General features: G+C 72.9%; 15 protein-coding genes and 1 pseudogene. 9 read left to right on the plus strand and 7 right to left on the minus strand.

Features of this window, described 5'->3' with window-relative positions:
* Positions 1–289: 289 nt before the first annotated feature.
* The 3 genes and pseudogenes from CP967_RS32350 to CP967_RS34965 all read right to left on the minus strand — a co-directional run.
* On the minus strand, positions 290–1774 hold the full coding sequence (locus CP967_RS32350) for a hypothetical protein (RefSeq protein WP_150491370.1): 1485 nt from the start codon (positions 1772–1774) through the stop codon (positions 290–292).
* Positions 1775–2177: 403 nt separating this feature from the next.
* A complete protein-coding gene (locus CP967_RS35520; protein WP_351748367.1) occupies positions 2178–2261 on the minus strand; it encodes a putative leader peptide in 84 nt (27 codons plus the stop codon).
* 748 nt (positions 2262–3009) lie between these two features.
* Positions 3010–3551 (minus strand): annotated as a pseudogene (locus CP967_RS34965) (cytochrome P450); the annotation flags it as partial.
* A 204-nt stretch (positions 3552–3755) separates the two neighbouring features.
* Between CP967_RS34965 and CP967_RS32360 the strand changes: the two are divergent.
* Together CP967_RS32360 and CP967_RS32365 are read left to right on the plus strand one after the other, a co-directional pair.
* A complete protein-coding gene (locus tag CP967_RS32360; protein WP_150491372.1) occupies positions 3756–4241 on the plus strand; it encodes a tyrosinase family oxidase copper chaperone in 486 nt (161 codons plus the stop codon).
* 31 nt (positions 4242–4272) lie between these two features.
* Positions 4273–5133, plus strand: coding sequence for a tyrosinase family protein (locus CP967_RS32365; RefSeq protein WP_150491373.1), 861 nt, complete (start codon positions 4273–4275; stop codon positions 5131–5133).
* Positions 5134–5226: 93 nt separating this feature from the next.
* Here the strand turns inward: CP967_RS32365 and CP967_RS32370 are convergent, their stop codons facing one another.
* Positions 5227–5511, minus strand: a complete 285-nt coding sequence (locus CP967_RS32370) for a chaplin (protein WP_150491374.1) — start codon at positions 5509–5511, stop codon at positions 5227–5229.
* 635 nt (positions 5512–6146) lie between these two features.
* Between CP967_RS32370 and pgm the strand changes: the two genes are divergently transcribed.
* From pgm to CP967_RS32395, 5 genes are all read left to right on the plus strand, one after another.
* Positions 6147–7793, plus strand: a complete 1647-nt coding sequence (gene pgm / locus CP967_RS32375; RefSeq protein WP_150491375.1) for a phosphoglucomutase (alpha-D-glucose-1,6-bisphosphate-dependent) — start codon at positions 6147–6149, stop codon at positions 7791–7793.
* A 357-nt stretch (positions 7794–8150) separates the two neighbouring features.
* Positions 8151–8645 (plus strand): SHOCT domain-containing protein, encoded by a 495-nt coding sequence (locus CP967_RS32380; RefSeq protein WP_190175127.1) that lies wholly within the window; start codon positions 8151–8153, stop codon positions 8643–8645.
* A 96-nt stretch (positions 8646–8741) separates the two neighbouring features.
* Positions 8742–9539: a tyrosine-protein phosphatase gene (locus CP967_RS32385; RefSeq protein WP_150491376.1), complete on the plus strand. Its 798-nt coding sequence runs from the start codon at positions 8742–8744 to the stop codon at positions 9537–9539.
* An 81-nt stretch (positions 9540–9620) separates the two neighbouring features.
* Positions 9621–10019 carry a DnaJ family domain-containing protein gene (locus CP967_RS32390; RefSeq protein WP_150491377.1) on the plus strand — a complete coding sequence of 133 codons (399 nt, stop codon included), beginning with the start codon at positions 9621–9623 and terminating at the stop codon, positions 10017–10019.
* Between the two features lie 54 nt (positions 10020–10073).
* A complete protein-coding gene (locus tag CP967_RS32395) occupies positions 10074–10565 on the plus strand; it encodes a GNAT family N-acetyltransferase (protein ID WP_150491378.1) in 492 nt (163 codons plus the stop codon).
* A 116-nt stretch (positions 10566–10681) separates the two neighbouring features.
* On the opposite strand, the gene CP967_RS32400 is transcribed toward CP967_RS32395, so the two are convergent.
* Complete coding sequence (locus CP967_RS32400; RefSeq protein WP_150491379.1) at positions 10682–11095, minus strand: VOC family protein; 414 nt, start codon at positions 11093–11095, stop codon at positions 10682–10684.
* A gap of 209 nt (positions 11096–11304) precedes the next feature.
* Here CP967_RS32400 and CP967_RS32405 point away from each other — a divergent pair, with 209 nt between their 5' ends.
* Entirely contained in the window at positions 11305–11841 is a 537-nt protein-coding gene (locus CP967_RS32405) for a cysteine hydrolase family protein (RefSeq protein ID WP_190175128.1), read from the plus strand.
* A gap of 96 nt (positions 11842–11937) precedes the next feature.
* Positions 11938–12534 (plus strand): DUF6328 family protein, encoded by a 597-nt coding sequence (locus tag CP967_RS32410; RefSeq protein ID WP_150491380.1) that lies wholly within the window; start codon positions 11938–11940, stop codon positions 12532–12534.
* Between the two features lie 80 nt (positions 12535–12614).
* Here the strand turns inward: CP967_RS32410 and CP967_RS32415 are convergent, their stop codons facing one another.
* Both CP967_RS32415 and CP967_RS32420 read right to left on the minus strand, forming a co-directional pair.
* Positions 12615–13424, minus strand: a complete 810-nt coding sequence (locus CP967_RS32415) for a VOC family protein (protein WP_150491381.1) — start codon at positions 13422–13424, stop codon at positions 12615–12617.
* A gap of 146 nt (positions 13425–13570) precedes the next feature.
* Positions 13571–13903 (minus strand): DUF6479 family protein, encoded by a 333-nt coding sequence (locus CP967_RS32420; protein WP_150491382.1) that lies wholly within the window; start codon positions 13901–13903, stop codon positions 13571–13573.
* Between the last annotated feature and the right edge of the window lie 103 nt (positions 13904–14006).

Raw genomic sequence — 14006 nt, forward strand, 5'->3', positions numbered from 1 at the left:
GTGTTCCGCCCGGACGGCCTTGAGCGGTGGGCCGGTTGACGGGCCGCGAGGCCCCGGCACGGGCTCGGCGCCGTCCGCGGGAAGCGGGAAGCAGTACCGCGGGGCGGCCCCCGCATCGTGCGGCCCTCCCGCGCAAAGGACCGGGCACGGATGACCGTGGAGATGGCGGCGCGGCTCACCCTCGGTCATCCGCGCAGTCTACGCGCGCCCTCCCAGCGGGACCGAGGGGTTCCGGAGACGGAATCCCGGTGTCCCGTCCGCCCCTCCCCACCCGCCGGCCCGCCATCCGTCACTGTGCGGTGATGCGCAGGACCCCGGTCACCGTGCCCTGGAGGTAGGCGCCGTCCCGGGTGATCGTGCCCGCCATCTGCAGGCTGTCGTAGAGCGAACCCACCCCGGTCCTCACCGAGCGGACGACCTGTCCGCTGTCCGGGTCGATCTGCGCATAGCGGTACGGGTCGAGCAGACTCGTGCCCTCGGTCCCAGGGATCAGCGGGTCACGCACCACGGTGTGGAGCAGCCCGTCGGCCGTCGACAGCTTCGGTACGGCGGCCGACCGCACCGTGTTGTCCCATACGAGGTCGCAGCCCGTACCGCCCGGCCGTACGTCCACCCGGGACAGGCCGCCCGTGAAGCCGGCGGACGCGGGCACGGCCGGACCCGCCCCCTCGGGCACAGCGGGGTACGGATAGCCGTACGTACCCGCCACGAAGACGCTGCGCCCGGCGCCCACCGGAGAGTTCTCACTGGCGGGACCGTCCGCCGCCCGGAGCACCGGCACGGAGCAGACGTCCGAACCGTCCCCCGTGCGGTAGACCTTCAGGTTCGCGGCCGTGTCGGCGTTGTCGACGATCGTCACGTACTCCGTCCCGGTGCCCGGCCCGAAGAACGTGGGGGTCGATCCGCTGCCCCAGCTCAGCAGGCCCGGCTTGCGGGCGGAGCCCCGGTCGTATTCCTTGCGCCAGACGGTCCTCGGGGCACCGGTGCCGTCCGCGGTCAGCAGATAGGTGGCATGGGTGGTGGTGACCGCGGTGCCCTCGGGGGCCGTGGAGATGCTGTTGGCGACCCGCTCACCCGCGGGCAGGGACAGGGCCCGGACGGTGCCAGTGGCGTCGTCCGCCGTGCCGACGATCCCGCCGCCGGTGGCGAACCACACCCGGCCCGACCAGTCCGGCGCCAGCCCGGTCACCGCGTCGCCCTCGGGTATGACGGAGGCCAGCGACAGGCGCCGGTCGACGGTCAGCCGCCAGTCTCCCGCGGCGTCCCGGTGATGGCCGACGCGCAGCAGGCTGCGGCTCCCGTCCGCGACGACCAGCCGGTCCAGGTGATCGATGTAGGCGTACACACCGCCCAGCAGCGACCCCTTGGTCAGTTGCAGCGAGGCCAGGGAGGAGCCGTCTCCCGGATCCAGCAGATGGACCGTCGGCACCTGGCCGAAGATCGGTGTGCACAGGGCCACCGGATAACCGTCGAAGCCGGCCAGCACGGTGGGGCACGCCGAAGCGAGCGCGGTGCGTGAGGACTTCAGGGTCCCCGCGCCGGGCCCGGCCAGTGGTGTGGTGTCCGAGGACCCGGTGTCCCCGTGCATGGTGGCGGTGCCGTCGGGCCCCGCGTAGGGGTTGTGGGGCGGCGTCGGACCGAAGGAGGCGGCGGAACCGGCCGGGGCCGGGGAGACGGCCGAGGCAGGAGTGGCGAAGCCGAGGAGGAACGCTGCCAGCAGGGCACCGGCCGCCTGGCGGCGGGCGGTCCTGCGGGAGCCGGGGGAGTGGGACACGGCGGGACGGGTCCTTTCGGAGAAGGATGAAGAAGGGAGGAAGAAGGGAGAACGGGAGGAGGAGGGAAAGGGGAGGGGAACGGCGCGGTGCGGACGTACGGACCGGATGCCTCCGCTCCCGCCCGGTGACGGCAGCGGAGGCACACAGCGCGGAGAACACCGACGGACGCGGACAGCACGGAGAACGCCGGACGGACGCGGGCAGCGCGAAGGAACCGGACGGACGAGCGGGAGCGAGCCGTCCGCGGACGGCACCCGCCGGCACCAGAACCCCGCCGGGACGGGATCACAGGTGACGGAGCATCAGCCGGTGCTTCAGGGCCGGGCGCCGGCGAACCGCCGGACGCGGGCCCGTGCGGAGCCGGGGGAGAGGGAAGGAGACGCCCTCACCGCCCGCGGGCCGTCAGCGGCCGCGGAGACAGAGCGCGCCGGCGGTACGCGCGAGATCGACATGGCGTCGTCGCGTGAGACCCGGGCAGCACTTCATGCGGGTGATCCAAGCAGCACCGGCGGCACCCGGTCAAGAGCCCGCCGCTTCCAACCGGGAAGACACCCGTCGCCGCCCCGGTGCACCTCGGCCGTCCCACCCCTCCCCGGGCCGGACGAGGGCATCTCCCGGCAGACCCGGGAGGATTCGGGGTTGCCGGGACACCCCGCACACCCTGCGGGCAGCGGTCCGTGACCGGCTGGTGGAGCGGAGGATGCCGCTCCACCAGCTCCACCAGGCGGCGGACGCCCTCGGGTTCGTCACCACTGCGGACCAGCCCCCACTACGGATACGGGACCGGCTCCCCGCGCTCCGCCGCGAAGTCGAAGCGGAACGCCCGGCCGGGCACCGCGCGCCTCGCGGTGGCGATGCGCCACCGGTACGCCCTCCACGCCCACCGGACCAGGACCGCACCGGTGGGCGTAGGTGATGCCGTTCATCCCCCACCCCAGGGCGATCACCGTGTCCGGGAGCCCCGGCAGGACCAGACGTTCGGCCGGCACACGGAAGTGCTCATCCGACTCCCCGTCCAACTCCCAGTCCGAGCCCGCCCGAAGCAGCGTCCGCACTTACCCGTCCGGAAGGCGCCCCTCGCTCCGCTCCGGCATCGGGGTGCCCGGCACGGACATCCGGTCCCGGCGGCCTTGCGCCAGGCCGCCCACGCACCGGGGAACCCGGGGCGCCCCTCGATGCTGTCCCACAGGCCGCCGGGCAGACGCCTGCGCCCGGCCCGCAGCCGGGTCCCGCCGAGCTCGAACGGCAAACGGGTGGCGGCTGAACGCATGAAATCCGCAGGGCGCTCCGCGTGCGTCTCGTCCACCAGCCGGCGGGCGGTGGCGGCGATACCCTCCCCGGCCGCCGCGAGCAGGCGCGGGGCGAACGCACGCGAGACGGTCCTGCGCAGACCGGCGTGCTCGCCGCCGTCCATGCGCACCGTGGAACTGCCGGACACGACCCCGGCCCAGCACGCAGGCTCCGGGGTGGTGACCCCCGGAGCGCTCCCGAAGACCTGCGGCAGACGGCTCGCCGCCTTCACGTCCCGTGCCTCACCAGGGCGTGGAAAGGCGGCTGCGATCCCGTGCGGGGCATGGACCGGACCGGTGCGACCAGCTGCCGGAGACGCGCGAACGCGGCGAGCCGCTTTGCCCGCGGCAGCCGCCGGAACGAGGGGCCGGCCAGATCGGCGTGCCCGTCCGGACCGTCGCGGCCCGCGGGCCCGGTGCCGTCCCCCCGGCCGGCGGATCCGGCACCCCGGACCTCGTCCCCGGTCACCCGCGACGGCGTGTTCATGCACAGCCTCCGGACGTACGGACCGCCATGCTGGTCCCGGACGGACCGCCGGCACGGCCGTGCCGGTCCGCGGATTCCCACGGCCGTGTGACGTACACCGGGAAGAGAACCGTTCGCCCGCCCTCTCGTTGCCCACACGAGAGCGATCACTTGCGCGAGAGCGATCACCCACACGAGAGCGGACGAGAGACAGGGACACCACTCATGGACCCGACCACCCCCACGACCACCGCCGGCCCCGCCGGTACGCCCCCCTCCGCACGCCGGCCGGGCCGCCGTGCCGCACTGCGCACCGTCTTCACCGCGGCCGCCGTCGCCGGAACGGCGGGCGCGCTGGCTCCCGTCCTGTTCAAGGGGACCGGAACCCCGCCCGGCGGGGACCGGCGCCAGCAGGCACCCGAACGGTTCTCGGAGCGCTACCGGGGCCGCGAGATCAAAGGCACCCTCACGGCCGTGGTCCCGGCCGGCGGCCCGGCGCGGCCGGACACGGCGGCGGCAGCCCTCGCCATGGACGCCGCCGACGTGACGATCGACGGACGGCCGCTGCACCTGATGCGGCGCGCCGACGGGAGCTACCTCAGCGCGGTCAACCACTACGAGTCGTTCCCGACGCCGCTCGAAGCGGCCCGTGCCGCGGTCGACGAACTCGGTGAAGCCCGGCTGTCCGCCACCTCCCCGCACACCATCTGAGCCCCTCATCTGAGCCGAAGGACGAGCACGGGTGTACAGCCGCAAGAACCAACGCGACCTCACACGCACGGAGAAGAAGCGCCTGGTCACAGCCATCCTGGAACTCAAGCGCACCGGACGGTACGACGAATTCGTCACCATGCACCGGGAGTTCTACGTCACCGACGCCGACAGGCGGCCCCGGGCCGCCCATATGACCCCGTCCTTCTTCCCCTGGCACCGCAGATACCTGCTGGAGTTCGAGAAGGCCCTCCAGGAGGTCGACTCCGGGGTGTCGGTCCCGTACTGGGACTGGACCCGGGACAACACCCCGGCCGCTTCCCTGTGGGCGGAGGACTTCCTCGGCGGGAACGGCAGACGGGGGGACCGGCAGGTCATGACCGGGGCGTTCGCGTACCGCGAGGGGAACTGGAGCATCAGGGCCGCGATCACCGACGACCCCTTCCTGCGGCGCGACTTCGGCCGCCCCTCCGCCCCCGTGACCCTGCCCTCCGCGGCCGACGTCGACCGCGCCCTGGCCGACCCCGTCTACGACACCGACCCCTGGAACAGCGTCACCCCCACCGGCTTCCGCAACCGGATCGAGGGCTGGGGCATCCGGGGTGTCCGGGGCGTGACCAACCACAACCGGGTCCACCGCTGGGTGGGCGGCTCCATGGCGGGCGCCGCTTCGCCCGACGACCCGGTCTTCTGGCTGCACCACGCGTACGTGGACCTGCTCTGGGACCGCTGGCAGCGGGCGCATCCCGGCTCCGGATACCTGCCGGCCCGTCCGCCCGCCGCCGGGGACCCGCAGCGAGGCCGTGTCTTCGCCCTTGACGACCCCATGCCCCCCTGGGACGTGAAACCCTCCCAACTCCTCGACCACAGCGGCCTCTACCGGTACGTCTGAGGACCGGAGCCAGGACCGTGGCCGGCCGGGAACGGGCCGGGCCCCCCTTCCCGCCGCAACGGGAAGAGGGGCCCGGGACCATCCGGTACGGACTCAGTAGCCGTAGCCGTAATCGCCCTCGTGGTGGGAGTCGCTGCCCGACACGTTCGCGCAGGCGTTACCGAAAGCCGGGTTCAGCAGGGCGATGACGTCGACGGTGTTGCCGCAGACGTTGATCGGCACGTGCACCGGCACCTGGACGGCGTTGCCCGACAGGACGCCGGGGGAGTGGGCGGCAAGGGCCTCGGCCCCGGCGTCGGCGGACGCGAAACCGGCGCCGCCGACGATGAGGGCCCCCGTACCCGCCACGACAGCGGCTGCCTTCGAGATGCGCGACATCAGTGTTCTCCTTGAAAGGTCGAAAGCCGGGCGCAGAACGTGCACCGGCATGCACTGACAACGCGGGAATCGACAGACGGTAACGGATCAGATCAAAAGTCGTAACCGGGATCTCCCTCAGCCCCGGCCCCTCCCTCTCCGTCCGCGTACTCGCCGCCTCCGCGTCACCGCCCGCGCGTACCGTTCCGGCGAGGGCGGGCGCGCGGGCAGGGGGGTGACGCGGGACCATCGGACGGCTCCCGGCCGGGCACGCCCGTACCTGTGACGCCGTGCGTACCCCGCGGTGCAGCATGACGGCGGTGCCGTGCACCCCGCGCCGCGGCTCGGCGGCCGTGCCGGGACGGCCGGGCGACGCCGGGCGAAACGCCCGCGGGCACCGGGGAGTCGCACGGGGCCGGTGCCCTGTCCCGCCCGGCTGCCGGACGGCGCGCGGCCCCCGGCCCCCGAGGCCCGGTCCGGAACCGGCCGACTCCGGGGAAACCGCCGGACTCCGGGCCGCGTCACGTGTGTACTGCGGGAGGCGGTCCCGCTGCCTGTGCGGTCGGAGGGCCCCCATCGGGTACAACTCGTGATGACCGTCAGCCCCGTGGCGGTCCGCGGAGCCGGACCGGCCGACGACGACACAAGGAGAAGCGATGGTTCACGAACGGGCCGGACAGCCGGCACAGCCCGGAGACCTGGTGGACGTGGCGCGTCTGGTGACGGCCTACTACTCCGTCCGCCCCGACCCGGCCGACCCGGCCCAGCGGGTCGCCTTCGGCACCTCCGGGCACCGCGGCTCCGCCCTCGCCGCGGCCTTCAACGAGGACCACATCGCCGCCACCACCCAGGCCATCTGCGATTACCGCAGCCGGCAGGGCACCGACGGGCCCCTCTTCCTCGGCGCCGACACCCACGCGCTGTCCGAGCCCGCCCGGGTCACCGCGCTGGAGGTGCTCGCCGCCAACGGGGCCACCGTCCTCATCGACTCCGGCGACGGATACACCCCCACCCCGGCCGTCTCGCACGCGATCCTGACCCACAACAGGGACCGCGAACAGCACCTCGCCGACGGCATCGTGGTCACGCCCTCCCACAACCCGCCCGCCGACGGCGGCTTCAAGTACAACCCCCCGCACGGCGGCCCGGCCGGCTCGGACGCCACCTCCTGGATCCAGGACCGCGCCAACGCCCTGATCGAGGGCGGCCTCAAGGAGGTCCGCCGCATCCCCTTCGCCCGGGCCCTGGCCGCGGACACCACCGGGCGGTACGACTTCCTCACCGCCTACGTCGACGACCTCCCCGCCGTCCTCGACCTGGACGCCGTGCGCGACGCGGGAATCAGGATCGGAGCGGACCCGCTCGGCGGCGCGTCCGTCGCCTACTGGGGCCGGATCGCCGAACGCCACCGCCTCGACCTGACGGTGGTCAACCCGCTCGCCGACCCGACCTGGCGTTTCATGACGCTGGACTGGGACGGGAAGATCCGGATGGACTGCTCCTCGCCGTACGCCATGGCCTCGCTGATCGAGCAGCGCGACGCCTACACGCTCGCCACCGGCAACGACGCCGACGCGGACCGGCACGGCATCGTCACCCCCGACGGCGGGCTGATGAACCCCAACCACTACCTGGCCGTCGCGATCCGCTACCTCTGCTCCCACCGTGCCGACTGGCCGGCCGGCGCCGGGATCGGCAAGACCCTGGTCTCCTCGTCCATGATCGACCGGGTCGCCGCGGACCTCGGCCGCCCCCTGGTCGAAGTCCCCGTCGGGTTCAAGTGGTTCGTCGACGGGCTCTTCGGCGGCACCCTGGGCTTCGGCGGCGAGGAATCCGCCGGGGCCTCCTTCCTGCGCCGCGACGGCCGGGTGTGGACCACCGAAAAGGACGGCATCCTCCTCGCCCTGCTGGCCTCGGAGATCACCGCCGTCACCGGCTCCACGCCCTCCCAGCACTACCGTGAACTCACCGACCGCTTCGGCGACCCCGCCTACGCCCGCGTGGACGCACCCGCCACCCGCGAGGAGAAGGCGGTGCTGGCCGCGCTCTCCCCCGAACAGGTCACCGCCGGGACCCTGGCCGGCGAGCCCGTCACCGCGGTGCTCACCGCGGCCCCCGGCAACGGCGCGGCCATCGGCGGCCTCAAGGTCTGCACCGACAGCGCCTGGTTCGCGGCCCGCCCCTCCGGCACCGAGGACGTGTACAAGGTGTACGCGGAGAGCTTCCAGGGCCCCGGACATCTGTCGGAGGTCCAGGACGAGGCCCGCGCCCTGGTCTCCGACGCACTGGGCAGGAGCTCCTGACGGAAGGGGAGTCCGGCCCGGTGCCGCGCGTCCACACCTCGGGCGACGGGCACTGGGCCGGGCCCGTCGCCCGAGGCGGCGCCGCGACCGTCCTCCACCGGACCGCCGGCCGGCGGAGGACGGAGGGCGGCCGCGGCAGCGGAAGCACCGGCGCCCCGGGAAGAAGGCGGATACAGGTGTCGCCGTGAAACACCACGCCCCCCGGACACGGAAAAGGAACGGTTCCCGGACAAGCGCGATCAGCCGAACGGGGGATGGAGGGAAATATTTGTCCGCGCCGCCAATTTCCCTGGTATGTCATCCCCTGCCCGACGTTATGCTGCCGCCGATCCAGCACCGCCACCGAAGGGACGCGCCGTGCCCGTGGGACCCGTGGAATACCTCGTCGTCACCTTTCCGGGCAGCCGGTTCGCCGACGCGATCGCACCCGTCCTGGCGGACGCGGTCAGCTCCGAGGCCGTACGGATCCTGGACCTGACGTTCGCCCGTACGGCCCAGGACGGCGCGCTGGAGCACGTCGGGCTGAGCGAGCTCGACCCCGAAGGGGCGGTCGCCTTCGAGAAGCCCGCCGACAGCGGGGTGAGGGCGCCCGACCTCACCCGCACCGGCGCCCTGGCCGGCCTGCCGGCCGGGAGCTGTGCCGCGCTGATCCTCTGGGAGGACCTCTGGTCCGTGCCCCTGACCCACGCCGTACGGGCGGCGGGCGGGCGGCTCGTCGCCCACGAACGCGTCCCGGTGGACGGCGAGGACGACGTCATCACCCTCCTCGAACGGCTCGCCGCACTCCGCGAGAAGGGCGAACTCACCGACGCCGAGTTCGCGGCGCAGAAGACCAGGATCCTCGCCGACTGACCACCGGGCCGCGGCGGGCTTCCTTTTGTCGATTCCGGCGGGCCGTGCGACGTTGTTCCTGACCTGTGCAGGCCGTCGGGAAAGAGGCAGTTCATCGTGCAGACCGCCCGGGCCGTGCCGGCCTCCACCGTCGTCAATCTGCGCGATCTGGGCGGCATCGCCCTGGGGCGTGACCGCCGTCTGCGGCAGGGGATCCTGCTGCGCTCGGGGCAGTTGAGCGACTTCGACGCGGAACACGACATCGCGGTGGCCGCGCTCGGCATCCGTACCGTCGTCGACCTGCGCACCGCCGACGAACGGCAGTGGGCCCCGGACAGACTGCCGCCCGGCGCACGGCTCTTCGTCGCCGATGTGCTCGGCGACCACCCCGGAGTGACCCAGGGCAGACTCCGGGCGCTGCTCAGCGACCCGGCGGCGGCTTTCGACGCGCTCGGCGGCGGCAAGGCGGAAGGGCTGTTCGCCCAGGTCTACCGCAAGATGGTCCTGGCCCCGGGGGCGGCCGCGGCCTACCGGGCCTTCCTGGAGACGGCGGCCGACCCCGGGGCCAGGCCCCTGCTCTTCCACTGCGCGACCGGCAAGGACCGCACGGGATGGGCGACGGCCCTGCTGCTGCTGACGGCGGGCGCCTCGCGCGAGGTCGTGCGGGCCGAGTTCCTCGCCGTGAACCGGGCGGCCCGCCGGGCCTTCGGACGGGAGGTCCACCGCTACCTCGAAGGGGGCGGGGACCCGGACATCGCGGCCGCGATCACCGAGGTCCGCCCCCGGTACCTCGACGCGGCCCTGGACGCGATGGACGAGCGCTGGGGCGGACTCGAAGGCTATCTGCACAAGGCGCTCAGGGTGCCCCAGGCCGTGGTGGACCGGCTGCGCGCGGACCTGGTGATCACCGCCTGAACCCCGGCGCGGAACCGCCGCCCCGTATCGTGGACGGCGCCGCGCGGCCACCCGGGCCGCCAGCTCCGAAAGGGGTGCACGGTGACCGAACGCAAACCCGCCGGTGTCAGCTTCGACTCCTGGGTGGACCGGCAGATCCACGAGGCGGAGCAGCGAGGGGACTTCTCCCGGCTCCCGGGGTTCGGCAAGCCGCTCCCCGGCCTCGATCGGCCGTACGACGAGGACTGGTGGATCAAGGCCAAGATGCAGCGGGAGGGCGTCTCGGTGCTCCCGCCGTCGCTGGTGCTGCGCAAGGAGGCCGAGGACGCCCGGGAGGACGCCGTGGGAGCGGCGTCGGAGGCCGAGGCACGCAGCATCCTGACCGAGGTGAACGAGAGGATCCGGGCGGCGCTGCGCAGACCGCCTCAGGGCCCGCCCCTGAAGCTCCGGCCGTTCGACGTGGAAGCGGTCCTGGCCGAACGCCGGACCCGGCGCGCCTGAACGGGGCCGGCACCCACCGGTCCGCCGGCCCCGGACATACGTAATACTCGGTGCATGAGAGCGAGCATTACGTCCCGGCGGTCTGCGGCGGGCCGCGGAATCCGCGTCCGGCGGGCCGTCGCGGGGGACGCCGGACGGCTCACCCGCCTGGTCACCACTTCACGCGCCTACGAAGGCCCCTACGCCCCGATGGTCGCGGGGTACCGGGTCGGCCCCGACTACATCGAGGCGCACCGGGTCTTCACCGCAGTGGACGCCGATGACCGGGTCCTGGGCTTCTACGCCCTGCTGCTCGATTTCGCGGAGCTCGACCTGATGTTCGTCGCCGACGCCGCCCAGGGCCTCGGCATCGGCCGCCTGCTGGCCGGCCACCTGAGGGAGGAGGCGGGCCGCGCGGGCCTGCGCCGGGTGCGGATCGTCGCGCACCCGCCCGCGGAGGGCTTCTACCTCGAGATGGGCGCCGAGCGCACGGGCACGGTACGGGCCGCTCCGCCCGCGGTCATGTGGGACAGGCCCGAACTGGCCTTCACGATCGGGAGCCCCTGAGACCGGTACCCCCGGGGGCCGGAGCCCGGGGAAGCCCCGGCCCCGGGCCTCCCGTCCGGACCGGATCCGGACGGGAGGCCCGTCCCGCTGTTCCACCGGGAACTGCGGGACGGCCCTCAGCTGCCGGGGACCACAGGGCTGCCCTCAGGCCAGCCGCCGTAAGGACGCGTGATCAGTTCCATCCCGTGACCGCTCGGATCGGGGAAGTACACCCCGCGTCCGCCGTCGTTGTGGTTGATCCGGCCCGGCAGCTTCCGGTGGGGATCCGCCCAGTAGGTGATCCCCCGCTCCTCGATCCGGGAGAAAGCGGTGTCGAACTCGGCTTCCGAGACGAGGAACGCGTAGTGCTGCACGGTGATGGACCCGGCGGGAATCGTCGCGAAGTCCAGCGTGACGCCGTTCGCGAGGACGAGCGGGATGAACGGACCCCATTCGTCTCCGGTACTCAGACCCAGGATGTGTGCCAGGAACTCGGCGGACTCGCGGTTGTCCCGGCAGTGGACGATGGTGTGGTTCAACTCGACTGACATGGTGGAATGCCTCCAGCGGGCATCTCACGGGCTACCTCCACGCCTCACCCGACCGGTGACCGACGCGCGATGCCGTGGCGGTGATCCTAGGTGAACCCGGCGCGGCGAGTCGAGGGCGTGTCCGGAAAACGCCCCCATCGCAGGGGCCGTGGTCCGCCGGGGACCCTGTCCGTGTGGTGAATCCGCAGGTGGATGCCACCATGGAGGGCATGGGAAAGCGCGCTCTCGTCGTCATCGACATGATCAACAGCTATGACCACCCGGACGCCGGACTGCTCGTCCCCTCGGCCGCGCGCATCGTGCCGGCCACGGCCCGGCTGATCGGACGGGCCCGTGCCGAGAAGGTCCCGGTGATCTACGTCAACGACAACTTCGGCGAGTGGCGTTCCCACCACGGCGAGATCGTCGACAGCGCGATGGCCGGGTCCCACCCCGAACTCGTCGAACCGCTCCTGCCCGACGAGGACTCCCTCTTCGTCGTGAAGGCCCGGCACTCGATCTTCTACGAGACACCGCTGACCTATCTGCTGGACCAGCTGTCGGTGGACCATGTCGTCCTCTGCGGCCAGGTCACCGAGCAGTGCGTCCTCTACTCGGCGCTCGACGCGCACATCCGGTACCTCGGCGTCACCGTTCCCGAGGACGCCGTGGCCCACATCCACCCGGATCTCGCCGACGCGGCACTGGAGATGATGCGGCGCAACATGGGGGCCGAGCTCAGGACCGTGGACACCGTGGAGTTCTGAACCGGCCGGGTCCCCGCAGCGGGACCGGGTTCACGAGACGGCTCCCGGGGGCACCAGTAACACCCCACGGAGTCGTACGACGGGGCGGAGGAACCCATGGGGCGGACACCAGCGGACGGCAAAGGCCGCGGCACGGCGGCGGAGGCCGGGCGGCGCAGCGGCCGGGAGGAGACGGAGGAGGAACGCGCGGACCGGAAGTGGAGCGACCTGCTGCAGGAACTGCGGGTCGCCCAGACCGGGGTGCAGATTCTGTTCGGCTTCCTGCTCGCCGTGGTCTTCCAGCCCCGGTTCGCCGACCTGTCCACCACGGACCGCAACATCTACGTCGTGACCGTGATGCTGGGATCCGCCACGGCGGCCGCGCTCATCGGACCGGTGAGCTACCACCGGCTGCTCACCGGCAAGCGGATGAAGCCGCAGACGGTCACCTGGGCCTCGGGGCTGACCAAGCTGGGCCTCGCCCTGCTCTTCTGCACGATGTGCAGCACCCTGCTGCTCATCCTGCGGGTGGCCCTCCACAACGTCGTGGCCCTGTGGCTGGTGGGAGCCATGGCCCTGTGGTTCCTGGTCTGCTGGTTCGTCTTCCCGCTGTGGGCCCTGGCCGGGAACGGCGGCACGCCGGCCGGCCGGCCGGGTCAGGACCCCGCCACGGACGACGACGAGGGCACCGGGCCCGGCCAGGGCCGCGGCTGACCCCTCCGGACCGGCCGGGGGAGGGGCCGGACACCGGCCGCCGCGGCCTCCCCGCCCCGGGCGGCCGCGGCCGTACCGGCTCAGCCGTCGTCGGAGCCGGCCGGACTGCGTACGTCCGTCACGGTGAAGTGCCCGCCGTCCGGGTCGCTCAGGGTCGCCTCACTGCCGTGCGGCACCTCGCGCAGCTCCAGCAGCGTCCCCCCGTGCCGCTCCGCCTCGCGTACCGTCGCCGCCACGTCCGCCACCGGGAACTGCACCTGCCAGTGCGGGCGCACCATCGGGTCCGGGGCCGCCTCCACGGCGCCCGAGCTGATACGGGCCAGGGGCCGGCCGCCGCAGCGCACCAGCACCTCCTCCTTGACGTACGCGACCTCGCAGGTGCCGCTCTCCCCGCTCTCCCAGCCGAGCACCTCGCCGTAGAAGATCGCCGCGTCGAAGGCGTTGCGGGTGCGCAGCCTCAGCCAGGCGTGCGACCGGTTGCCCGACGGAGCCAGGGAGGCGGCCCGCCCCGTCCACTGCCAGACGCCGAAGGAGGCCCCGTCCCGGTCGGCGGCGAACAGGGCGCGCCCCTTGCCGATCGCCAGCGGACCCACCGCCACGGTGCCGCTGCGCTCGCGGATACGGTCCGCCGCGACATCGGCGTCCTGTACGGAGAAGTACGGCATCCAGGTCACGGCCACGTGATAGGCGGAGGCGATCGCGCCGATGCCCGCCACCGGCACACCGTCCGAACGGGCGGTGAGGAAGTCCTCGCCCATGGCCCCCGGGCGGAAGGTCCAGCCCAGGACAGCACCGTAGAAGCGCTGCGCGGCAGCCAGTTCCCGGGTCACCAGATGCACCCAGCACGGCGCGGAGACGCCGGTCAGCGGTGCCGGTTCGGTTGCGCTCATGGTCCCACTGCCTTATCGGTTCTGCGGCATGACTTCTTCGGTGCCGCGGGGCCACGACCAGCGTGGTGCGCCCCGGCCGCTCCCGCAACGCGGCCGCCCGGGACCGTGGCACCACGGTCCCGGGCGGGGGATGACCGCCGGTTCAGTCACTCACGCCGGGGCTCGTCCTCCGGCGGGATCACCTCGTTGCCGTGGTCGCTGAGCTCGTACGGGGTGAGAGCCCTGCCGTCCTCGGGGAAGCGGTCCGTCCCGTGCACGTCGCGCTCCCGGATCTCCGTGCGGTGATCCGGCCTCGGCGGCTGCTCCTCGGGCCGCGGGGGGCGCGATTCCCGGTCCCGGCGCCGCATGCCCCACCAGAAGGCGGCGATCAGCAGCAGTACGACGAGAACCCCGATGACACCGAGGACCACACCCACCGTGCCCCGCCCGTCGGCGAGCGTGACGGCGAGCGCGTCCCTTGCTCCGTTCGTTACGTCCATGCTTGGCGCATACCCCGGGAATCCAGCCACAGACAGCTATTGACATGAATTCATGTTTTATGGCGATGTAACCGAAGAAAAGTTTCATATGGTTCGGAGCGGC

The sequence above is a fragment of the Streptomyces nitrosporeus genome (assembly GCF_008704555.1).
GTDB classification, from domain to species: domain Bacteria; phylum Actinomycetota; class Actinomycetes; order Streptomycetales; family Streptomycetaceae; genus Streptomyces; species Streptomyces nitrosporeus.

Excerpts from the sequence above, each read along its gene's own strand:
- CP967_RS35520 (WP_351748367.1), bottom strand. The coding sequence starts at position 2,261 with ATGAAGTGCTGCCCGGGTCTCACGCGACGACGCCATGTCGATCTCGCG.
- CP967_RS32360 (WP_150491372.1), top strand. The coding sequence starts at position 3,756 with ATGGACCCGACCACCCCCACGACCACCGCCGGCCCCGCCGGTACGCCC.
- CP967_RS32370 (WP_150491374.1), bottom strand. The coding sequence starts at position 5,511 with ATGTCGCGCATCTCGAAGGCAGCCGCTGTCGTGGCGGGTACGGGGGCC.
- pgm (WP_150491375.1), top strand. The coding sequence starts at position 6,147 with ATGGTTCACGAACGGGCCGGACAGCCGGCACAGCCCGGAGACCTGGTG.
- CP967_RS32395 (WP_150491378.1), top strand. The coding sequence starts at position 10,074 with ATGAGAGCGAGCATTACGTCCCGGCGGTCTGCGGCGGGCCGCGGAATC.
- CP967_RS32400 (WP_150491379.1), bottom strand. The coding sequence starts at position 11,095 with ATGTCAGTCGAGTTGAACCACACCATCGTCCACTGCCGGGACAACCGC.
- CP967_RS32405 (WP_190175128.1), top strand. The coding sequence starts at position 11,305 with ATGGGAAAGCGCGCTCTCGTCGTCATCGACATGATCAACAGCTATGAC.
- CP967_RS32410 (WP_150491380.1), top strand. The coding sequence starts at position 11,938 with ATGGGGCGGACACCAGCGGACGGCAAAGGCCGCGGCACGGCGGCGGAG.
- CP967_RS32415 (WP_150491381.1), bottom strand. The coding sequence starts at position 13,424 with ATGAGCGCAACCGAACCGGCACCGCTGACCGGCGTCTCCGCGCCGTGC.
- CP967_RS32420 (WP_150491382.1), bottom strand. The coding sequence starts at position 13,903 with ATGGACGTAACGAACGGAGCAAGGGACGCGCTCGCCGTCACGCTCGCC.